The sequence below is a fragment of the Nostoc sp. FACHB-152 genome (assembly GCF_014697475.1).
Classification (GTDB): Bacteria; Cyanobacteriota; Cyanobacteriia; order Cyanobacteriales; family Nostocaceae; genus Nostoc_B.
Window position 1 is genome coordinate 417,075 of sequence record NZ_JACJRV010000001.1, and the last position, 20,603, is coordinate 437,677.

Sequence of the window (20,603 nt, forward strand, 5' to 3'; positions counted from 1 at the left end):
GAAAAAACCTCAGAAATTAAAGTATGGGTGAAAAGCCAACAATAGCAATATCTCATTTAGGCTGCGAAAAGAATAGAATAGATACAGAACATATGCTAGGGCTGCTAGTAGAAGCAGGTTATGGCATAGATACAAATGAAGAATTAGCTGATTACGTTATCGTTAATACTTGTAGTTTTATTGAAGCAGCTAGAGAAGAATCTGTCAGAACTTTAGTAGAATTGGCAGAGTCCAATAAAAAAATCGTAATAACAGGCTGCATGGCGCAGCACTTTCAAGAGCAATTATTGGAAGAGTTGCCAGAAGCAGTAGCAGTGGTAGGGACAGGCGACTATCATAAAATCGTCAATGTCATCGAGCGGGCGCAACAAGGAGAGCGTGTTAAACAAATTACCGCCGAACCAACTTACATCGCCGATGAAACCACACCGCGTTACCGCACAACAACAGAGGGTGTTGCCTACCTGAGAGTGGCTGAAGGATGCGATTATCGATGTGCGTTTTGTATTATTCCTTATCTGCGAGGTAATCAGCGATCGCGTACCATTGAATCGATTGTGGCGGAAGCCGAGCAGTTAGCCAGCCAAGGCGTAAAAGAAATCATTTTGATTTCGCAAATCACTACTAATTATGGATTGGATATTTACGGCAAGCCGAAACTAGCCGAATTACTCCGAGCTTTAGGAAAAGTGGATATACCTTGGATTAGAGTGCATTACGCCTATCCCACAGGATTGACCCCAGATGTAATTGCGGCAATCCAAGAAACGCCCAACGTATTACCTTACTTGGATTTGCCCTTGCAACATTCTCATCCTGAGATTCTGCGCTCTATGAACCGTCCTTGGCAAGGGCGGGTAAATAATGAAATTATCGAGCGCATCAAAACTGCACTACCAACAGCAGTATTGCGGACAACATTTATTGTTGGTTTCCCAGGAGAAACCGCAGAGCATTTCGAGCATCTACTCAACTTCGTGCAGCAGCATGAATTTGACCATGTTGGTGTCTTTACTTTTTCACCAGAAGAAGGAACCCCCGCTTACAGTCTGCCCAATCAGTTACCCCAAGAACTCATGGACGAACGGCGGCAAAGACTTATGGAACTTCAGCAGCCTATTTCTTGGCGGAAAAATCAACAGGAAGTCGGCAAAGTAGTTGATGTCCTGATTGAGCAAGAAAATCCTGAAAGTGGAGAATTAATTGGTCGTTCAAGCAGAAGTTCGCCAGAAGTTGATGGTCTGGTGTATGTCACAGGCGTAGCGAAATTAGGAACAATTGTGCCAGTAGAAATTCGCAGTGCCGATACTTATGACCTCTACGGTCAAGTTGTCCTGAATTAGAGATAGATTTCGATTTTTCAGTCTAAAAGTAAAAAAACAAAATCTAGGAGAATTGATGACTCTTTCGTTTATTGAACTAGGAATTTCCCAAGAACGCGCTGAACTATTAGAAAAGATGGGCTTTACTGCGCCGACTAACATTCAAGTCCAAGCCATTCCTCAACTGTTGGCGGGAAGAGATGTAGTAGGTCAGTCTCAAACAGGCACAGGCAAAACAGCCGCCTTTTCTCTACCAATTTTAGAGCGATTGGATGTCAACCAAAGAGCAGTGCAAGCTGTAGTTTTAACACCAACTCGTGAATTAGCAATTCAAGTCCATGATGCTATCAGCCAATTTATTGGTAATAGTAGCTTACGGGCTTTAGCAATTTACGGTGGTCAATCAATTGACCGTCAGATTATGCAACTCAAACGGGGCGTTCACATCGTTGTCGGTACTCCCGGACGGGTGATTGACTTGCTAGAGCGCGGTTGCTTGAAATTGGATCAAGTGAAGTGGTTTGTATTAGATGAAGCCGATGAAATGTTAAGCATGGGCTTTATCGATGATGTTGAGAAAATTCTTTCTCAAGCACCCCAAGATCGCCAAACAGCATTGTTCTCAGCTACAATGCCACCTTCAATTCGGATGTTGGTGAACAAGTTTTTGCGATCGCCTGTTACTGTAACAGTTGAACAGCCAAAAGCTGCACCCAATAAAATCAATCAAGTAGCTTACTTAATTCCCCGCCATTGGACAAAAGCCAAAGCATTACAGCCAATTCTGGAAATGGAAGATCCAGAAACAGCCTTAATCTTTGTGCGTACTAGAAGAACTGCGGCAGAATTAACCAACCAACTGCAAGCAGCAGGTCACAGTGTTGATGAATATCACGGTGATTTGTCGCAACAAGCCAGAGAACGTCTATTAACTCGCTTCCGTAATCGCCAAGTGCGTTGGGTAGTAGCAACTGACATTGCTGCACGCGGTTTAGATGTTGACCAACTATCTCACGTAATTAACTACGACTTACCTGATAGCGTTGAAACCTACGTGCATCGCATCGGTCGGACTGGCCGCGCTGGTAAAGAAGGTACAGCAATTACCTTAGTTCAACCTTTTGAGCGTCGCAAACAGCAAGTATTTGAGCGCCATAACCGTCAAAGCTGGCAATTACTTACAATTCCTACACGGGCGCAAATTGAAGCACGACACATCAATAAATTGCAAGAACAAGTAAGAGAAGCCCTAACTGGTGAACGGTTAGCTTCATTCTTACCCATTGTCAGCGAATTGATTGAACAGTATGATGCTCATGCGATCGCTGCTGCTGCATTGCAACTTGCTTACGATGAAACTCGTCCCGCTTGGTTAAGTTCAGATGTGGAAATTCCTGAAGAAGTTCCTGTTGCTAAACCTAAGATTGTTAAGCAGCGTCGGGAATTTTCTGGCGACAGAAACCGTTCTTGGAACAAATCAGATGCTCACAACAGTGACGATGACAGACGTTCCACTCCCAAGCCAAAACTGCGGACAGGCGGCCGTCGTGAAGCTCCCGTTTCTGCCAATCAAAAGCTAGGTTCCTCTTCAGCTAGAGAATCAGCTTCTTAGTCAAGAGTCCAGAGTCAATGGTCAATAGTGATTAGTTACTGACTATTGATCGTTAGCTTTGACTGCTAATCGATTTCATCAGCTTGTAGGAACATAGATAAATACATATTTTAATATTCTTATGTTCGCTATTGCAGACTTAAAGCAGCTACAAGCTGAATATTTATAATTTAAGAGTTAATTCAGCCAAGGGCGAGTAATTTTTTCTATTTCTGCGATTTCATCGTTATTTAATTTCCAGCCTAAAGCACCAGCATTTTGTCTGACTTGTTCGGCTGTTTTTACCCCAGCGATAGGAATCACATTACCTTGGGCAATTAACCAGTTGAGTGCTACTTGAGCCGGAGTGCGATCGTATTTTTCTCCGATGTTACGTAGTAAAGATATCACTGGTGCGATTTTTTGCAAGCCGTCTTTACTAAAATTAGGGTTTAGCTTTCTCGCACCGCTTAGTGTTTCGAGATTTTCCGGCGTGTATTTGCCTGTAAGCAATCCTTGAGCTAAAGGACTATAAGCTAAAAGGGTTACGCCAAGCTCACGGGCAGTTGCGATAATACCATTACTTTCTACTTGGCGAGTAAGTAGAGAATAACGTACTTGGTTTACAGCTAAAGGAACTCCCCTAGCTGCTAATAGTTGATGTGCTTCTCGCATTTGATCTGCTGAGTAATTACTCACGCCGACTGCGGCAATTCTTCCCCGCTTCACTTCATCAGCTAAGGTGTTCATTAATGTTTCTTGACTCAACAAAAAGGCAAATGGCCAATGCACTTGATACAGTTCAATTCTTTCTAGTTGCAAGCGTTTGAGGCTTTCTGTTAACGCATCACTAACAGACTGTCCTGTAAATCTCCAAGGAAGCGGGCCAAATTTAGTCGCAATTTGCACAGGTTGCTGTGTCTGCTTGATGAATTCCCCTAAGAATTTTTCTGACAGTCCCATTCCGTAGATTTCGGCAGTGTCAAAAAAGGTAACACCCGCTTCTAAGGCTGCTGTAAAGGCTGCTTGTAGTTGTTCTGGGCCGTAGTCGCTGCCATAATTCCAGAAAAGTTTATCACCCCAAGCCCAAGTACCAATACATAGGGGTGGAACAGTCGGGCCATTTTTACCTAATGTGATGGTTTCCACGATCGCAATATCTATAGATTTACACTTCTTTACTTTTTTAGTGTAGCGTTGGTCAGTAGGATGTGATTTTGGTGCGATCGTGGTTGATTATGCCAGCCTTTTTCTTAACTCAGCCTCTAACTGTTCACCAGTGCTAACCACAACCCGATTTCGCTTGGCTCTAATAATGCTCAGATAGTGTTGAAAGGCTTCTTCATCTTGGGTATGATGCTTGATATATTCCCGTAATTCTGCTTCAGTTAATTGCTGATAATTTGTCTCACTCGTGGCACATTAATGTTTTAGTGTAGCGTTAGCAACAAAATTCTGAATCTGATATATATCAAAAGTAAAAAACGCTTGTGGTATCAAAGATGAAAACTACACACAAGCGTTTTTGAAGTTGGTGAAACTATAACGAGGTAAAAACTTTACTCTGGTTGATAAATTATCTCTTAAGCGTTGGTCTTCAGTAGATTGAGCAAATTCTAAATTTTAAATTTTTTCTTTAAAATTTCTCTAAGTGTCTGGCTCGCTCGTTCTACGAATTCTTGTTCTGTTTCATTATCCCTTGGCTTACCTATTTTTTCGCTCAAAGAAGAGATAACCTCATCACTTGTAGCATAATTGGCAACACCTTTGCTAAATTCCTCTGCTTTTTGTGTATTGGCAAGTCCGAGCGACAATCCAATTGCAGGTAATAAAGCTTGTTGAATATTAACAGCTACAGTGGCTGAGAGTTCTTGAGTAGTTGAAAGCTCTTCTGTAGTACTACCACAAGCTAATTGTTTGAAGTTTTTATAAAAATCCTCAAAATTATCCATTTATTCTACTCAATATTTTTAGATGTTTACAAATTTTTGTAGTAATTGTAGAATTTTTCAAAAAATTCTACAAAACTTAAGATGACCATCTCAATAATTTCTTCCTTCATCTCGTTTGATAATTCATCCCAAACCGAGAATAGCCAATTGATAATAAACTACCGAATTACCATAAAGCTTTTCCTACTCTGGGTTTTGTGAAATTACAGGGAGTTGGATCCACTGGAGAGAAAAAATGGAGGTAGCACTTGAAGGGTTAAGCAATATCTCTATAAAGAAGGTAACATCACTACGTGTGGTCGCATTACTATTGGCACAAACGCGGAGAGTGCGATCACACTTTTAAATTCTTACATAAACTCAAAAATACTTGTTTCAGCAAGCTTGCTTTAAAACTCCGTTTGCACTGTGGAGTGATTTAATCTTACTATCAACTACAAAATTAATATTTGTAACTTCTGCTCTACAATGAAGTCAAGAATCTAGCAGCTTAAGTAAGGGATTTATTTATGTCCCACCCTACACTCAGTAGCCAAGAAGTCGCCCGGCGTGGAAAAGAACTTTACGAAAAAAGTATCCGTGCCAAAGTTGAAACGGAAGAAAACATTGGCAAAATTATCTCGATTAATGTTGAAACTGGAGATTACGAAATCGGTGATGATTTAGTCGCAACCAGTCTTCGATTACGAGCCAAGCAACCCGATGCGGCACTTTGGGGAGAAAGAATTGGTTTTGATGCCGTTTATGCAGTTGGTAGTACATTACTCAGGACGGCACAGTGAATGGGTCGTCGTCCGCTCATTGGAACTGCCTTGCTTGAAGATTATCATCTCAGCATAGATTTTTGTGAGAGTGGTAAGGTTCTGGTGGATAAAATTCTATAGCTTGAAAGCATCTCTAACGGTTACATCCAAGAAATTCATGCCCCTAAATTACTGGTTTTTTTGGAATATCGAACAGTTTATCTTTAATTAAAGAGAGACTATTTTGATAAACCAGAGAAAAAACAGCTATGGCAAGCGGTGAAGTGTTTGATAGCGAAACAAAATACCCAGTTACGTCAAGGGTAAACTTGTTCACGATGTTTCGGCTTGGCCTGTTTCAAATGGGCTTAAGCATGATGTCTATTTTGACTCTGGGGGTACTCAACAGGGTCATGATTCAAGAAATTGCGATTCCGGCGACTTTGGTAGCTTTGGTGCTGGCTTTACCTGCATTTGTGTCACCTTCGCGGATATGGTTTGGTCAGATGTCTGATGCTAAACCTTTAGGGGGTTATCACCGAACAACTTATGTTTGGGTGGGGGCGGCGATATTTGCGATCGCGGCTTTTTTAGCGGTACAAGTAATGTGGCAGTTAAATCTCGCCGCTAGTAGTGCTGGTGTTTGGGTTTGGACAACTGAAACTATAGGCTGGACAGCAGTGCTGTCTTTAGTTTTTGCTGTGTACGGTTTGGCAATTTGTGCTAGTGGTACAGCTTTCGCGGCTTTGTTAGTAGATATCTCTGAAGAAGATAACCGTTCTAAAGTTGTCGGTGTTGTTTGGTCAATGCTAATGGTGGGAATTATTGTGGGAGCAATCATTAGTTCTAGCTTGCTCAAGCAATTAACACCAGAAGCAACTGTCGAAACGTTGCAGGCATCAATCAACCAATTATTTATCATTGTCCCAGCTATTGTATTTGGGCTGTCGATTGTTGCTACTGTGGGCGTTGAGAAAAAATATTCCCAATATGCCAGCCGTTCCACAATGGTAAACCGAGAAGACAGCATTACTATAAGTGCGGCTTGGAAAATCTTAACGGCAAGTCCCCAAACAGGATTGTTTTTCACCTTTTTGGTGGTGATGACGCTGTGCTTGTTTATGCAAGACCCAATTTTAGAACCTTATGCTGGTCAGGTGTTTAAGATGCCTTTGGCGGAAAGCACCAAATTAAACATTTATTATGGTATGGGTTTGCTGGTTGCTTACGCTGTAGCTGGCTTTTTAATTGTGCCGCGTTTAGGTAAGCGCAAAAGCGCTCGTTTAGGCTGTATGTTGGTGGCATTATGTTCAGTATTGCTAGGGATTTCGGGATTCACTGCTAATGCAGCTTTCCTGAAATTTGGTTTGGTATTGTTCGGTTTAGCTACCGGGTTCTTAACTACAGCCGCAATTAGCTTGATGCTTGATTTAACAGCAGCCGAAGCCGCAGGTACGTTTATTGGTGCATGGGGACTTGCACAGTCTGTCTCTAGAGGTGTAGCAGTAGTGATTGGCGGTACGCTTTTGGATATTGGTCGTAGAACGCTACCTAGTCTAGAACTAGCTTATGGATTAGTATTTTTGCTAGAAGCTGTGGGAATGGTGGTGTCGATTTGGTTCCTCAACCGCGTCAATATTACAGAATTTCAAACTAGTACCAAGCAAGCGATCGCTTCTGTCTTAGAAAGCGATCTAGACTAATTAATACTTGATGTATGGGTATTAGGGGCTAGAAGTTAGAAATTCCATCCCCACTACCAACTCTCTATTCCCTACTCCCAGCTAATCAAATGAATGATTTTTGGCTAACAGTTCTTGATTTTGCCCACACTACCACTGCCAGAGTCGGCAAACAACTAATGCAAGATTTTGGGCAAGTGCAAGCTTTACAAAAAGCTGATGGTAGTTTGGTGACACGCGCTGATAAATGGGCAGATCAAGAAATTCGGGATGCGATCGCCGCTAATTTCGCTGGTTATGGTATTTTGAGCGAAGAAGCTGACAAAACATTTCCGGGTACAGAATGGTGCTGGGTAATAGACCCTTTAGATGGCACAACTAACTTTACTCGTGGCATTCCCATTTGGTCGATTTCGATGGGTTTACTGTATAAAGGTACGCCTGTTTTTGGTTACATCCACGTACCCCCACTAGGACAAAGTTTTCACGGTTTTTGGCAAGGTACATCTGGTTTAGCTACACCTACTGGAGCATTTCTCAATAATCATCCCATCTACACTAGTGCTGATGCTCCTAGCAATAATCACTTTTTTAACCTTTGTTCGCGGAGTACATCTGTTATCCAAGAAGGCTTTCCCTGCAAAATTCGGATGTTGGGTGTGGCTAGTTATAACTTTCTCATAGTTGCGACTGGAGCAGTTTTAGGTGCAGTTGAAGCGACACCCAAAGTTTGGGACTTAGCAGGTGTTTGGGTAATTGTGCAAGCGGCTGGTGGTAGTTGGAAATCTCTCAAATCTGAGCCTTTTCCTTTAATTGAAGGAGAAGATTATAGCGATCGCTCTTATCCTACCCTAGTTATCAGTCGCGCAGAACTGGCTCCTGTGTTTGAACCATTTCTCAAAGAGTTGAAAATTTAATATCTATCAAGTGATTTGCGCTAAAAAGCCTATACCCCTGTTTTGGGTATAGGCTTTTATATTTTTATTTAAGGAAAATTTGAACCAATAATGTTTTTAGTATGAATCAGCTTGTAATTATCCTGATTGACGTGAAAGACTAGTGTAGCTACTAAATTACAACGTTGTGGTTGATATCACATTGAGTAAATTAGTATAAATAACTCTATGTTGACTAATTTAGATTTAATTCATGAGTTTGTAGAGAAAACCATCCAAAAAAAAGATGTTTTATTATCAAACTCTGCTTTAACAGCACAAACTGTATATAAAACTAACCAACTTACTGCTAAGTCTCAAGGTGTTATTGCTACAGCACATTTAGATAGGGAATTTTCGGAGTTTCTAATTCTAGCAAAATCTTCCTATTGGGAATTAATGAATCAGGTTTTAGCAGAGTCAAATTATCTCTTAAAAGGAGAGATAGACAATCGAGGTTTCTATCGATATATATATTGCGAAGTGCCTCAAGGATATCAGATGAACTGTACTAAATCTGTTTTTTTATGGCGTGCTTGGTGGAAACATCGCAAGAATGTCTTAAGAGGCGGTATCCCTTTAGATCTTTTAATTCAAAATCGTGATTCATGGTATCCAATCAGAGATTTAAATATTAGCGATGGGCTGCTTTATATCAAAACTTTAGGAAGCGAAATCGCAGTTCATTCAGAAGATTTGGTGATTTGGTTAAGTAAAATTGAGGTGAATTCTCAACAGGAGAAGACTGAGTTTGCTTAGTTCTGGAGGAATTTGGCAACGCAGAGGAGCGCGGAGTGAAACGCGGAGTTACGCAGAGAGTAGAGTGATTGAAAAATTGTTATACTGTTCACCTGTTGGTGCAGTATATACCAGTGAGATAGCGATGAAAGGACTCTGGCTCGAAAACAAACAACTGCAACTACGCACAGATATTCCAGTTCCAGAAGCACAGTCAGGAGAAGCTTTGGTGCGTGTTTTGCGTGCTGGGATTTGTAATACTGATTTGGAATTGACTAGAGGTTATTACCCTTACACTGGTATTTTGGGCCATGAATTTGTGGGTGTTGTGGAACAAGGCCCAGATAACTTGGTAAATAAACGGGTAGTGGGAGAGATAAATGCAGTCTGCGGTCATTGTCGTTTCTGTCGTCAAGGACAGCCGACTCACTGCGAAAATCGCACAGTTTTAGGAATTGTTAATCGTCACGGGGCTTTTGCAGATTATCTGTGTTTACCCGTAGAAAACTTACATCCTGTACCGGATAATGTATCTACAGACATTGCCACTTTTACCGAACCTCTCGCAGCAGCATTAGAAATTCAGCAGCAGGTGGCTTTGGATGAAGATGACCAAGTGCTAGTGGTTGGAGATGGTAAGTTAGGTCAACTGGTAGCACAAACACTGGCTTTAACTGGTTGTGACTTATTAGTTGTGGGTCGTCATCATGAAAAACTTGCTAACTTAGCGGCCAGAGGTATTAAAACTGGTTTGGTTGATGCAGTTAGAGATAAAGCTTTTGATATTTCAGTAGAGTGTACTGGTAATCCTGAAGGATTTGCGATCGCTCGTCGCGCTTTACGTCCTCGTGGTACGCTAGTGCTGAAAAGCACCTATGCAGGCAATCTCAGCTTAGATGCGTCTTCTCTAGTTGTAGATGAAATTACCCTCATTGGTTCCCGTTGTGGCCCTTTTGGGGCTGCACTGGAACTGCTAGCACAAGAAAAAGTAGACGTAAAACCCCTAATTCATGCTCATTATTCGCTTACAGATGGGATTTCGGCTTTTGAAGAAGCTCAACGACGAGGGGTGTTAAAAGTATTGTTGGATGTTAGTCAATAGTCAATAATCAATGGTCATTTGTCATTGATGATTTTCCCCTATACTCTCACCTTTAATACAAATAAGGATTAGTCTTGGGTTGATAGTCCATACAGTTGATTGCGTCTTCGGTGTTAGCGAGGGACGGGTGGACAGTGCATTTGAGGCGGTAGTCGGCGGTAAAAAATTGGCAGCCAGAACAGGGAATTTGATGCATTTGTTTGGCTGTAGCCACACCATCTCGTGCCGCAGTCCACAGACTCCAAGCAAAGAGAGTAGTCAAAGTCCATGCACCAACAAAACAAATGGGTACTAAAAACTTTTGAATCCCGTGAATGACAAATATAATTGCTTCCAACACGGCCAGTCCTGATAAAAATCAACAGTTAGAATTCATGTTACCGCAGTGCTGAGGGCTAAGTGCTGAGTCTTAGGTAGTATTCAAACACCCTGATTTGTAATCAACAGAAGTTATGAGTTACACACTAGGGGTGTCAGGGTGCAGGCAATACGGTTCGGATAAGCATTTTGAACTCAGAATTGGTTTGGGGAAAAGGTTAAAGGGTAAGGGTTAAAGGTTTTTTCTTCCCCTTTCCCCCTTCGCCTTTCCCCTTTAACCGAACCGTATTGAGGGTGTAGGGATGTAAATGTTTTGCAGACTTACACCCTTTTTCATTAAACTCCAGCATGACCTAATGCTATACCTACAACCAGCATTCCAAGAACGAGAAATGGTTGGGCGCTGGCTTGATATTTCACGTCATTCTTTAAGGGGTCACGCAGGAAATACATATCCTGGAAGGTGATTTGGGGAATGATTAACAGTACCAATATGGCGGCGTATAAATTTTCGTGAATGCTGACGAGATAAGCAGCCATAAAGCCTTGAAATATATCAATCATTAGTACACAAATCCAGGCGGCGGTGGTAACACCAAACATTACAGGTAATGATTTTAATCCTAACTGGCGATCGCCTTCGACACTCTTGAAGTCGTTAACAATGGCAATCCCCAATCCTGCCAAGCTGTAAATTAAGGTGAGAATCAAAACTTTCCAATTGAGTTCGCCGAATAAAGCATGACCAGCCCACCAAGGTAAGGCGATGTAGCTTGCGCCTAAAGCATAATTTCCCAGCCAGCCATTTTGCTTTAGTTTCAGGGGAGGGGCAGAGTAGATATAGGAAATAAATGAGCCGAAAATCGCTAGGACTGCAACAGTGGGAAATGAGTGACCCGCCCAAACATCCAGTACATAAGCTAAACCAATCCCAGATACTAACAATACTAAAATCTGGGTAACAACTTGGGGTACAGAAATTGCGCCGGAGGGAATGGGACGATAGGGTTCGTTGATGGCATCAATTTCGCGATCGTAAAAATCATTCATGGTCTGGGTGTAACCTGCCAACAGAGGCCCAGACAGTAACATACAAGCTGCGGCTTTCAGGACATTTTCTAATGTCCACGTATAGTTACCCGATGAAGCCGCGCCGCAGACTACGCCCCAAATTAAGGGAATCCAGGTGATGGGCTTCATCAATTGCAGGCGGATTTTCCAAATAGAAGTTTCTCCGGGTGCTGCACCTTTCATCCCCAGTAGCTGCCGAGTTTTGGCACTACGTTCGCTTGCAGCTAATGTTCCTGCTTCACTAGTATTATCTAATACTGAGTCTACTGCCTCAGCCGGGTTGGAATTAGGGGGTATGGGAGTTGATTCAGACATAAGATTATGTGTTGGAAAGTATGAAGTATGTAGCCGCCTTAATGGCGGCTTGCCGGAGGCTAGTATGAAGTATGAAGTATGAAATTTATTGTTCATGCTTCAGGCTTCAGGCTTCATCCTGAAAGTAATTCTTACGGTCTAAAAAGAAATAATCAAATAGTTATTTTGGAATTTCGCTCCCGTTACAGGTCTACCACTCAAAGCTGGTGGTAAGAAGATATTACGGCGTTGGTCGCCTGCTTCTACTGTTACTTCTGGCCCAACTTGGGTGAGTTTTACCTGCTTTTTATCAAATCCAGGTAAGAATAAACGTACCTGGCGGTTGTGGACATCAATTTCAATTGGTTTAGGTGCTTGGCGTGCTTGCTCAACAAAGTTGGGTAAAGCCTCGATCAGCCCTTGCCAATCACCTTGCGGTACATCAGGCACAACACTGACAGCTAAAGGTGCAAATTCCGCCGCTAAGTTAGCTGTTGTCTGGTCAGAAATCTGGACAACACCACCCACTGTTAGACCAACTTGTTGCGCGCTACCCCACAAATAACGCGCAACTGCCATTTCAATGGGGTCATTGGTAGTTACCAAAAAGGCGGCAACTCTGTTGGGGTCTGCTAAAGCAGCTTTTCCCTTTTCTAAGAAATCGTTGACTTGGTTGGTGGGTTGAGCGAAGTTATTTTCTGTCCAATTAATGTTGAAGAAACTGCTAATTAGTGGTTGAATCAATGGCGATTCTGTAAGTGTTTTGCCTAAATCGGAGTTGACAAATAACTGTCGAAATCGCCTGACATACCAACTGAGAGATTCTGGCAAACCCAACAGCCGCACTGTAAAAGAATCACCCGTGCCATCGTAAATAATTGCATCATATTTACCACTGGCATCATATTCACGGATAGCATTTAAGGCGAGGGCGCTGTCCATTCCTGGCAATGCTACCAGTTCTTGGCCATAAACCTCTTTGAAGATGGGTGTACGGAGGTATTGCGCCTCAAGTTTTTTTACTTCTTCCCAGTTGCGTTCTAGTAGTACAGATGCTGGTAACTGTACTGCTTGCAAATTAGGAGCGATTTGTTGAGGGTCAGCAGAGAGTGTTTGCTCTAAGAGGAGAGGTAACACTGGTTCTGCCAGTCCTGCCAATAGTACACGCTTACCTTGACTTGCCAATAGCTTGGCTGCGGCGATCGCAATTTTGCTACGAGCGATGCCGTCTTTGCCCAAAAATGTCAATATTAGGGACATTTCTTGATTTCCAATTACCGCCTGTCGTTTCTACTTCAACTTAGCACTAGGCAAATACTGTTAGCTTCCACTTTGAGTGAGCATCACTAGATTGGTTTGATTTCGTCTTCAAAAAACCAAGTGGCAGAATTATCTTCAAACTTGACCACTACACCAATGCCACCACCATCGGTTACTTTGTAACCTTCAATAATGCCTATTTTGCCTAATTTTTGAGCAACTGAGTTTGGTACGCGATCGCGTAAACGAAACACCTTAACCTTTTGTCCGATTTCCATGCTGCCTGATTACAATGCAATAAACCAAGTCTCAGTTTAGCGGAATCCGGTACTCATCTGTCACTTGGTTCCACCCCAAATTAAAATTAAATCAACAAGCAATCAGGTATAGAACCATGTTTGTCACAGCGCAACAGCTAGAACAACAAATGCCCGATGCAACTCGACTTTTGAGTGATGAGCCAGAAATGGAAACTTCGTTGCATTATATGCAGTTATTGCTATTAGTAACTTGCTTAGAATGGCTATGGCGTGACCAAAATGACTACTTTATTGGTGCAAACCTGACAATATACTTTAGCCGGCAACAGTTACGAAATCGAGATTTTCGTGGCCCAGACTTTTTTCTGGTGAAAGATACAGAAAAACGCCCCCGCAATTCTTGGGTAGTTTGGGAAGAAGATGGTCGTTATCCTGATTTGATTATTGAATTACTTTCAGAAAGTACGGCTAATATTGATCGGAATTTAAAGAAAAGTCTGTATGAAAACCGATTTCATACACCTGAATATTTTTGGTTTTCGCCAGAAAGTTTAGAATTTGCTGGTTTTGAGTTGGTAGGTAATAAATATCAACCAATCGTACCTGATGCTCGTGGCTGGTGTTGGAGTGAGGTACTGGGTCTGTATTTAGGTGTAGAGAATGGTAAACTTCGTTACTTTACTTCTGAAGGCGACTTAGTGCCTACACCAGAAGAAGCGGCTCTAACCTCACAACAGGAAGCAATTGCAGCACAGCAACAGTTATCTGATGCTGAATTAAGGTTGCAACAAGAACAGAAGCGATCGCAACGGTTGGCAGAATATTTGCGTTCTCTAGGTGTTGACCCAGATAATATGAGTTGAGGTAGTAGCTATGTATCAAACTGACCCACCCCGTCCCCCACGAGAAACCATGCCAACAATGTATGATTTACCTAGTGAATTAATTGGGGAATCAGGGTTGCCAGATGAATTTCATTGCATTCAAGCAGACTTACTCAGTGAAACTTGTCAACCTCCTAACTACTCATCTGCGGAAATTCTACTTGCTAGTGATTTAAACCTTTACTATGATCCCCGCCATACATTGTGGTACAAGCGCCCAGATTGGTACATAGTTTTAGGCGTAACGGGTGCTAATCAACAGCAAGACTTACGTTTAAGTTACGTCATTTGGCAAGAGGGAGTTGCGCCATTTTTGGTAGTGGAACTACTTTCACCAGATACAGAACAGGAAGACTTAGGGCAAACATTACGCGAAGTGAACAAGCCCCCAACAAAGTGGGAAGTTTATGAACGGATTTTGCGTGTTCCTTACTACGTTGTCTATGACCGCTATGAGAATAATTTCAGGGCGTTTCGACTTAATGGCACTCGGTACGAGGCCATATCTTTACCAGAACAGCGATTTTGGTTAGAAGAAATAGAATTAGGTTTAGGTCTGTGGCAGGGAACTTATCAGCAGTCCACAGGTTTATGGTTACGCTGGTATAACACGGCAGGTTGGGTACCAACACTAAAAGAACAAGCCCAACAAGAACGCCAACGGGCAGAACAAGAACGTCAACGGGCTGATAGACTAGCAGAATATTTGCGTTCCCAAGGGATTGATCCTGATAGCGTTAGTTAATTCAAAATCTGCTTTAAAATATCAAATTTAAGACTACATCTGATGAGCTTATTTTTATAGCCAACAGTGATTCGTTTTAGTTAATTCATTGTATGATTACACAAAATAATTCATGTTGAATTAGAATATAAAGTTATTTGAGACTTGATAAGCTGTTAGAAAATTTAACTATCTTGCACACCTTGGTTATACAAATTAAAAGTCAATTAGCTGATCAACAATTATTTTGAAGGGAACTTTCATCAATAGTTAGCTTCATTGAAGGCAATTAAATTGTGTGAGTAGTGAGTGAGGTAACAAAAATTGGTACAGATAATGCGGCGAGCTGTACGCAAAGCTGGGAAACTGAGGCGTATACTGCCTATAAATGAACAGTTATGGGCAAAATTCGATTTACTGAGAACTTTAGTCAGGCGAGATTTAGAAGCGCGTTATAAAGGTTCTGTTTTAGGAAATTTGTGGCCTTTACTCAATCAGCTATCACAGTTATTAATTTATACTTACGTTTTTTCAATTGTATTAAAGGTAAAGCTGCATACTTTAAAGGGTTTACCAGACAATAATTTTACCTTTGGTTTATGGCTATTTGCGGGTTTACTGCCTTGGATTGCTTTTACAAGTGGATTGTTGCAGTCTGCTGGTTCAGTGGTAGGACAGCCAAATTTAGTTAAAAAAGTGGTGTTTCCTCTAGCATTATTACCTTTAGTACCGATTTTCTCAACGTTTATTGAAAGTGCCTTTGGCTTAATGGCGTTGATTTTTTTTGTAGCTTTAACATCTCAAACTTTACATACGACCTTGGCACTGTTACCCTTAGTTTGGCTGACGCAGTTGATGTTAACAGCAGGATTAGGTTATTTGGCTGCGGGATTAACAGTTTTTTTGCGAGATATTCCGCAAACTTTGGTTGTAATTGTCAATCTTTGGTTATATATGACACCAATTGTTTATCCAGCAACAGCAATTCCTGAAGCCTGGCGGGGTTGGGTATTTTGGTTAAATCCCATAACTGCGATCGCAGAGGTTTATCGTGATTTAATCTTAGTCGGGGAGGTAAAACACTGGGGAGAATGGGGTGTAGCGACGGCGATCGCATCTGTTATATTTTGCTGTGGGTTTTTTGTATATAAACGATTGCGTCCCGCTTTTGCTGATGTATTATAGCAACTTTCACTCTTATTAACGGCTCGTCAGCCTAATGATCGTGTGAAATATGCGGTACATCATGACTGTGCTATGAGGAGTGTGGGGTTGGTATGGGTGAAGAGATTGCTATTTCACTAAAGAATATCTCTAAATGCTATAAGCGTTATGCTCGTCCAGTAGATCGCTTAAAAGAGATTTTATTGCCTGGAAAAAGTAGGGCAGATACATTTTGGGCGCTACGCGATCTCAACTTGGAAATTCCTAAAGGACAAACGATAGGAATTATAGGACAAAACGGCTCAGGAAAAAGTACACTACTACAAATTATTGCTGGGACACTAACTCCAACAGTGGGAGAAGTTCAAGTAAATGGTAGAGTCGGGGCGTTATTAGAATTAGGTAGTGGATTTAATCCTGAGTTTACTGGCAGGCAAAATGTATTTTTTTATGGTAGGTTATTGGGTTTAAGTCAAAGAGAAATTGAAGAACGTTTTCATAAAATTGCTGAATTTGCAGAAATAGGTGATTTCATTGATCAGCCTGTTAAAACTTATTCTAGTGGTATGTTTGTCAGACTAGCATTTTCAGTGGTGACTCAAGTTGATGCCGACATTTTAATAGTAGATGAAGCATTAAGTGTTGGTGATATGTACTTTCAATCTAAATGCATTGAGCGGATGAAAATGCTCAAAGGCGAAAAGACAATTTTGTATGTTAGTCATTCCATATCAAGTGTCCGTAACTTCTGTGATCGATCTATTTGGATTAGAAACGGAAAAATGGAAAAAGATGGTATATGTTCAGTGGTTTGCGAAGCATATCAAGACAGTGTTACTGAGTCACAAGAAAAGCTGTATGCAATTAATAATCAGCAGCAAGATAACAATTTATTAGAAAAAAAAGATGTAGTTATTAAATATATAAAAACTGATAAATCATCATATTTTAGTGGTGAAAATATAACAATTACATTAGGATTAGAATTTATAAAAGTTCCTGAGAAATATGGTGTTGGAATATTAATAAAAAATTCTGTGGGTGATGTAGTCACTTTATTTAATACAATTAGAGATAATTTTGTGATTTCAGGAATTTACGAAACTGTAAAATTATATATTCCTAAAAATAATTTTACGAGAGGTACTTATTTCATTTCTGTTTCTTTAGTAGACGATTTGGCTATGTATCCCTATGATAAGCTTGAATATGCAACAAGCTTTTTTGTGGATATGCAAAAAAACAACAGTGGTATACCTGTTGCTGAAGGTTATTTCCGCGCAGAACATGAGTGGATTTTATGATAAGACTTATTTCTAACTTATTAGAAAAAAAAAAGAAAATATATAGGCTAAAAAATCCGAAAAAACAAAAACTTTTAGCTATTTTAAGAGTGCGCAATGAAGAACTGATTATTGCGGATACTTTAGACCATTTAGCAAGTATCTGTGATGGAATTATTTGTTATGACGATGCTAGCACAGATAAAACATTTGACATATTACGTCAGCACAGAAAAGTATATGCTATTATCAAAAACTACGATTGGTTACCCAATCCAGAGGAGCGCATTTATCGAGAAACGCAAGATAGAGCGGAACTTTTGCAACTAGCAACTGAGTATCAACCTGAATGGATTTTGTGTGCAGATGCAGATGAAAGGTATTTAGGAGATATTCGACCTTTTATTGATAGTGATCAATCTCAAGATATAGATGCCATCAGAATCCAACTATTTGATGCTTATATTACCATTGAAGATAGAGAACCGTTCAAAAAAGGACAAAAACTCTTAAACTTTAGAAAATATTTTGGTATAGAAAGACGAGATATTTTGATGCTATGGAGAAATAGCTCAGATGTAGTATTTCAAGGTTTAGATTCACGCGAACCTACTGTCCCTTCATCCAAAAATATTATAGTGAAATTTTATTGCCAACATTACGGTAAATCACTTTCAGTTCAACATTGGGAAGATACTTGTGACTATTATATAAATCATTTTCCCTTTGAAGTTTATGGAAAAAAATGGCTAGAAAGGAAAGGAAAGGCTATTCATCTATTATCTGACTTTGATACAGAGTTACAGATTTGGGGAGAACAGTTATTTAATCAAGCGAAGGTAATACATCCAGTATGAGTTTAGGCAGAGTTTTATTTACAAATCATCAGCTTGTTCATTTTTCTGGCTCTGAGCTTGTTACGCTTGATTTAGCAACTGAATTTAAAGCCCAAGGATGGGATGTATATGTAGCAACTTTTATCTTTGATGGGGAAATAGAAAAATGCTTTAAACAAAATAACATTAATGTTTTTAATATATTAAATGAGCCAATCCCCATCAAAGAATTCGATTTATTTTGGGCGCATCACTTTCCTGTTGTAATTAAATGCTTATTAGAAGATAAAATCAAAGCAAAATCAATTGTATTGAGCAGTTTATCTCCATATGAACCTCTAGAAACAGTACCTTTTTTTCATAACTATGCAGACTTAATTGTATGTAACTCAGAAGAAACAAAAGCAGCCTTATCATTAAGCTCTGAAAAGGAGAATCTAGAGAAATTATTTGTATTTAACAATTCTGTGCCTGCTAACTTTTTTGAATTTTCTGTAACGCGCAAACCTCAGGAGTTACCTACTTTATCTAAGGTGGCTGTAATTTCTAATCACCCCCCCCAAGAAATTTTAGATACGATTAAAATATTGAAAAAAAATGGTATTATTGTTGATTTAATAGGGATTGTAGGCAAACCTGTATTAGTTAACAAGGAATTATTAAGTACTTATGATGCAGTTATAACTATTGGGCGTACAGTACAGCATTGTATGGCATTAAAAATACCAGTATTTTGCTATGACCATTTTGGTGGCCCTGGCTGGCTAACTCCAGAAAATTATAAACTAGCTGAATGGTTTAATTATTCCGGTAGATGTTGTAATTTACGCCTTTCTAGTGAAGAGTTAGCCACAGAAATAACAGTTAACTTTTTAGCAGCTATACAGCATACAAGCTTTTTTCAAGATTATGCCTCAATACATTACTCACTCGTAAATAACATTGATAGAGTTTTGGAGAGGATTGGTAAAGATTTTTTATCGAAACCCTATATAAACATTGAACTACCTCAAACATTTGCAAAAATAGGTCATGCTTACAGACGAACATTGAGTGAGCGTGAATTATGGCACACAGAATTAGAGCGATCGCAATCCCAACTTCAGCAAACTCAAGCTGAACTAGCGCGATCGCAATCCCAACTTCAGCAAACTCAAGCTGAACTAGCGCGATCGCAATCCCAACTTCAGCAAACTCAAGCTGAACTAGCGCGATCGCAGTCTCAACTTCAACAAACTCAGGCTGAATTAGCGCGATCGCAGTCTCAACTTCAACAAACTCAGGCTGAATTAGCGCGATCTCAAGCCGCAGTGAAACAATCCTATGAAGAAATCATAGAAATAGAGAATAGTAATGTTGGTACAATCAAAACTGTTTGGAATAAATTTAAGCCTATACTTATATCTTTTAAAAAAATGATAAAAGCATTATATATTAAGCCTTAGTATAACTTATTTATTAATCAATAGCAACAAAAAATTACAATGTCTACCCTAGTTTCAGTAATTATTCCGGTTAAAAACGGTCAAGAATTTTTAGATGAAGTTCTAACAGCTACTTTGACTCAAAAAACTGAATTTAAATATGAAGTTGTTGTCATTGATTCGGGTTCTAAAGATAATTCATTAGAAATTATTAAAAAGCATAATGTTAAATTAATTCAAATTCCTCCTGCACAATTTAATCATGGCTTAACTCGTAATCTTGGTGTACAAGAATCTCAAGGTGAATTTATCGCTTTTATAACTCAAGATGCTACACCAGCTAATGAGTATTGGCTAAGTAATCTCGTAAAGCCTTTTTTGGAAGATCCCCAGATAGCTGGAGTTTTTGGTAAGCATATAGCTAGACCTAAATGTGATCCAATAGTTGCTTTTAACTTAGATTACCATTTTGAAAAAACTATATCCCTAGTTAGAAAAACATGGAAAAAAGATGAGAGCTATGAAAGCAACAAAGGTATTTATGTATTCTTTTCTAATAATAACTCTTGTATTAGGAAATCAGTTTGGGAAAAAATACCGTTTCGACAAGTTGAAATGTCCGAAGATCAGATTTGGGCACAAGATATTTTAGAACAAGGCTATATAAAATGCTATGAACCCAGCGCAGTTGTTTATCATTCGCATACTTATTCTCCAATAGAGTGGTTCAAAAGAAGTTTTGATGAATATCGTGCCTATATCAAAATAGGGCTTGTTCAAAAAGATTCAATTCTAAGTTCTTTCAAAACAATTTATGGTCTATCTGTTGGAGATATTCAAATAATTAGAAAAAATCCGGAATTATCGGTTCAGCAAAAATATTATTGGATGCTTATGCGCGTATTAAATAATATGGGCAGAATCAGTGGTCAATTTTTAGGAGTTCGACACGATAAAATTCCTGATTACTTTGCCCAAATGTTTTTTTCTGGACAAGCACAAAAAATGAGGAATAAATAG

The 20,603-nt window shown here is 39.9% G+C and carries 20 protein-coding genes and 1 pseudogene; 14 read left to right on the forward strand and 7 right to left on the reverse strand.

Annotated elements, in window-relative coordinates; translation table 11 throughout:
- Positions 1–23 precede the first annotated feature (23 nt).
- Together rimO and H6G76_RS01605 are read left to right on the forward strand one after the other, a co-directional pair.
- The gene (gene rimO, locus H6G76_RS01600) at positions 24–1,343 is read left to right on the forward strand and encodes a 30S ribosomal protein S12 methylthiotransferase RimO (protein WP_190694579.1); all 1,320 of its coding nucleotides are present in this window, start codon (positions 24–26) and stop codon (positions 1,341–1,343) included.
- Between the two features lie 55 nt (positions 1,344–1,398).
- Complete coding sequence (locus H6G76_RS01605) at positions 1,399–2,934, forward strand: DEAD/DEAH box helicase (RefSeq protein WP_190694581.1); 1,536 nt, start codon at positions 1,399–1,401, stop codon at positions 2,932–2,934.
- 177 nt (positions 2,935–3,111) lie between these two features.
- On the opposite strand, the gene H6G76_RS01610 is transcribed toward H6G76_RS01605, so the two are convergent.
- The 3 genes and pseudogenes from H6G76_RS01610 to H6G76_RS01615 all read right to left on the reverse strand — a co-directional run bounded on the left by H6G76_RS01610 (position 3,112) and on the right by H6G76_RS01615 (position 4,865).
- Positions 3,112–4,062 (reverse strand): aldo/keto reductase, encoded by a 951-nt coding sequence (locus H6G76_RS01610; RefSeq protein WP_190694583.1) that lies wholly within the window; start codon positions 4,060–4,062, stop codon positions 3,112–3,114.
- 87 nt (positions 4,063–4,149) lie between these two features.
- A pseudogene (locus tag H6G76_RS38200) lies at positions 4,150–4,308 on the reverse strand (DUF6887 family protein); the annotation flags it as partial.
- Between the two features lie 221 nt (positions 4,309–4,529).
- Complete coding sequence (locus H6G76_RS01615; protein ID WP_190694585.1) at positions 4,530–4,865, reverse strand: hypothetical protein; 336 nt, start codon at positions 4,863–4,865, stop codon at positions 4,530–4,532.
- Between the two features lie 509 nt (positions 4,866–5,374).
- Here H6G76_RS01615 and H6G76_RS01620 point away from each other — a divergent pair.
- The 5 genes from H6G76_RS01620 to H6G76_RS01640 all read left to right on the forward strand — a co-directional run bounded on the left by H6G76_RS01620 (position 5,375) and on the right by H6G76_RS01640 (position 10,065).
- Positions 5,375–5,647: a hypothetical protein gene (locus H6G76_RS01620; protein WP_190694587.1), complete on the forward strand. Its 273-nt coding sequence runs from the start codon at positions 5,375–5,377 to the stop codon at positions 5,645–5,647.
- 230 nt (positions 5,648–5,877) lie between these two features.
- Positions 5,878–7,311, forward strand: a complete 1,434-nt coding sequence (locus tag H6G76_RS01625; protein WP_190694588.1) for a BCD family MFS transporter — start codon at positions 5,878–5,880, stop codon at positions 7,309–7,311.
- Between the two features lie 89 nt (positions 7,312–7,400).
- Positions 7,401–8,207, forward strand: a complete 807-nt coding sequence (locus tag H6G76_RS01630; protein ID WP_190694589.1) for an inositol monophosphatase family protein — start codon at positions 7,401–7,403, stop codon at positions 8,205–8,207.
- A 207-nt stretch (positions 8,208–8,414) separates the two neighbouring features.
- The gene (locus tag H6G76_RS01635) at positions 8,415–8,984 is read left to right on the forward strand and encodes a hypothetical protein (RefSeq protein ID WP_190694592.1); all 570 of its coding nucleotides are present in this window, start codon (positions 8,415–8,417) and stop codon (positions 8,982–8,984) included.
- Between the two features lie 124 nt (positions 8,985–9,108).
- Positions 9,109–10,065 carry an alcohol dehydrogenase catalytic domain-containing protein gene (locus H6G76_RS01640; protein WP_190694814.1) on the forward strand — a complete coding sequence of 319 codons (957 nt, stop codon included), beginning with the start codon at positions 9,109–9,111 and terminating at the stop codon, positions 10,063–10,065.
- Between the two features lie 52 nt (positions 10,066–10,117).
- On the opposite strand, the gene H6G76_RS01645 is transcribed toward H6G76_RS01640, so the two are convergent.
- The 4 genes from H6G76_RS01645 to H6G76_RS01660 all read right to left on the reverse strand — a co-directional run bounded on the left by H6G76_RS01645 (position 10,118) and on the right by H6G76_RS01660 (position 13,286).
- On the reverse strand, positions 10,118–10,405 hold the full coding sequence (locus tag H6G76_RS01645) for a hypothetical protein (protein WP_190694594.1): 288 nt from the start codon (positions 10,403–10,405) through the stop codon (positions 10,118–10,120).
- 314 nt (positions 10,406–10,719) lie between these two features.
- Complete coding sequence (gene chlG, locus H6G76_RS01650; RefSeq protein ID WP_190694595.1) at positions 10,720–11,769, reverse strand: chlorophyll synthase ChlG; 1,050 nt, start codon at positions 11,767–11,769, stop codon at positions 10,720–10,722.
- Between the two features lie 138 nt (positions 11,770–11,907).
- On the reverse strand, positions 11,908–13,008 hold the full coding sequence (locus tag H6G76_RS01655; RefSeq protein WP_190694597.1) for an ArsA family ATPase: 1,101 nt from the start codon (positions 13,006–13,008) through the stop codon (positions 11,908–11,910).
- Between the two features lie 86 nt (positions 13,009–13,094).
- Positions 13,095–13,286 carry a DUF2862 domain-containing protein gene (locus H6G76_RS01660; RefSeq protein WP_190694599.1) on the reverse strand — a complete coding sequence of 64 codons (192 nt, stop codon included), beginning with the start codon at positions 13,284–13,286 and terminating at the stop codon, positions 13,095–13,097.
- Positions 13,287–13,402: 116 nt separating this feature from the next.
- Between H6G76_RS01660 and H6G76_RS01665 the strand changes: the two genes are divergently transcribed.
- The 7 genes from H6G76_RS01665 to H6G76_RS01695 all read left to right on the forward strand — a co-directional run bounded on the left by H6G76_RS01665 (position 13,403) and on the right by H6G76_RS01695 (position 20,603).
- Positions 13,403–14,131 carry a Uma2 family endonuclease gene (locus tag H6G76_RS01665; protein ID WP_190694601.1) on the forward strand — a complete coding sequence of 243 codons (729 nt, stop codon included), beginning with the start codon at positions 13,403–13,405 and terminating at the stop codon, positions 14,129–14,131.
- A gap of 10 nt (positions 14,132–14,141) precedes the next feature.
- Entirely contained in the window at positions 14,142–14,897 is a 756-nt protein-coding gene (locus H6G76_RS01670) for a Uma2 family endonuclease (RefSeq protein WP_190694603.1), read from the forward strand.
- Between the two features lie 315 nt (positions 14,898–15,212).
- Positions 15,213–16,061, forward strand: coding sequence for an ABC transporter permease (locus tag H6G76_RS01675; protein WP_190694605.1), 849 nt, complete (start codon positions 15,213–15,215; stop codon positions 16,059–16,061).
- Between the two features lie 92 nt (positions 16,062–16,153).
- Positions 16,154–17,344, forward strand: a complete 1,191-nt coding sequence (locus H6G76_RS01680) for an ABC transporter ATP-binding protein (protein ID WP_190694607.1) — start codon at positions 16,154–16,156, stop codon at positions 17,342–17,344.
- On the forward strand, positions 17,341–18,180 hold the full coding sequence (locus H6G76_RS01685) for a glycosyltransferase family 2 protein (RefSeq protein ID WP_190694608.1): 840 nt from the start codon (positions 17,341–17,343) through the stop codon (positions 18,178–18,180). Before H6G76_RS01680 ends, H6G76_RS01685 begins: the two co-directional genes overlap by 4 nt.
- Positions 18,177–19,604 (forward strand): hypothetical protein, encoded by a 1,428-nt coding sequence (locus H6G76_RS01690; RefSeq protein WP_190694610.1) that lies wholly within the window; start codon positions 18,177–18,179, stop codon positions 19,602–19,604. Before H6G76_RS01685 ends, H6G76_RS01690 begins: the two co-directional genes overlap by 4 nt.
- A 39-nt stretch (positions 19,605–19,643) precedes the next feature.
- Positions 19,644–20,603 (forward strand): glycosyltransferase family 2 protein, encoded by a 960-nt coding sequence (locus H6G76_RS01695; RefSeq protein ID WP_190694613.1) that lies wholly within the window; start codon positions 19,644–19,646, stop codon positions 20,601–20,603.

Bases quoted from the DNA above. Each gene is read 5' to 3' on its own strand.
- H6G76_RS01675 (WP_190694605.1), top strand. From the start codon at position 15,213: ATGCGGCGAGCTGTACGCAAAGCTGGGAAACTGAGGCGTATACTGCCT.
- H6G76_RS01625 (WP_190694588.1), top strand. From the start codon at position 5,878: ATGGCAAGCGGTGAAGTGTTTGATAGCGAAACAAAATACCCAGTTACG.
- H6G76_RS01685 (WP_190694608.1), top strand. From the start codon at position 17,341: ATGATAAGACTTATTTCTAACTTATTAGAAAAAAAAAAGAAAATATAT.
- H6G76_RS01640 (WP_190694814.1), top strand. From the start codon at position 9,109: ATGAAAGGACTCTGGCTCGAAAACAAACAACTGCAACTACGCACAGAT.
- H6G76_RS01620 (WP_190694587.1), top strand. From the start codon at position 5,375: ATGTCCCACCCTACACTCAGTAGCCAAGAAGTCGCCCGGCGTGGAAAA.
- H6G76_RS01695 (WP_190694613.1), top strand. From the start codon at position 19,644: ATGTCTACCCTAGTTTCAGTAATTATTCCGGTTAAAAACGGTCAAGAA.
- H6G76_RS01680 (WP_190694607.1), top strand. From the start codon at position 16,154: ATGGGTGAAGAGATTGCTATTTCACTAAAGAATATCTCTAAATGCTAT.
- H6G76_RS01655 (WP_190694597.1), bottom strand. From the start codon at position 13,008: ATGTCCCTAATATTGACATTTTTGGGCAAAGACGGCATCGCTCGTAGC.
- rimO (WP_190694579.1), top strand. From the start codon at position 24: ATGGGTGAAAAGCCAACAATAGCAATATCTCATTTAGGCTGCGAAAAG.
- H6G76_RS01630 (WP_190694589.1), top strand. From the start codon at position 7,401: ATGAATGATTTTTGGCTAACAGTTCTTGATTTTGCCCACACTACCACT.
- H6G76_RS01635 (WP_190694592.1), top strand. From the start codon at position 8,415: ATGTTGACTAATTTAGATTTAATTCATGAGTTTGTAGAGAAAACCATC.
- chlG (WP_190694595.1), bottom strand. From the start codon at position 11,769: ATGTCTGAATCAACTCCCATACCCCCTAATTCCAACCCGGCTGAGGCA.
- H6G76_RS01615 (WP_190694585.1), bottom strand. From the start codon at position 4,865: ATGGATAATTTTGAGGATTTTTATAAAAACTTCAAACAATTAGCTTGT.
- H6G76_RS01690 (WP_190694610.1), top strand. From the start codon at position 18,177: ATGAGTTTAGGCAGAGTTTTATTTACAAATCATCAGCTTGTTCATTTT.
- H6G76_RS01660 (WP_190694599.1), bottom strand. From the start codon at position 13,286: ATGGAAATCGGACAAAAGGTTAAGGTGTTTCGTTTACGCGATCGCGTA.
- H6G76_RS01605 (WP_190694581.1), top strand. From the start codon at position 1,399: ATGACTCTTTCGTTTATTGAACTAGGAATTTCCCAAGAACGCGCTGAA.
- H6G76_RS01670 (WP_190694603.1), top strand. From the start codon at position 14,142: ATGTATCAAACTGACCCACCCCGTCCCCCACGAGAAACCATGCCAACA.
- H6G76_RS01665 (WP_190694601.1), top strand. From the start codon at position 13,403: ATGTTTGTCACAGCGCAACAGCTAGAACAACAAATGCCCGATGCAACT.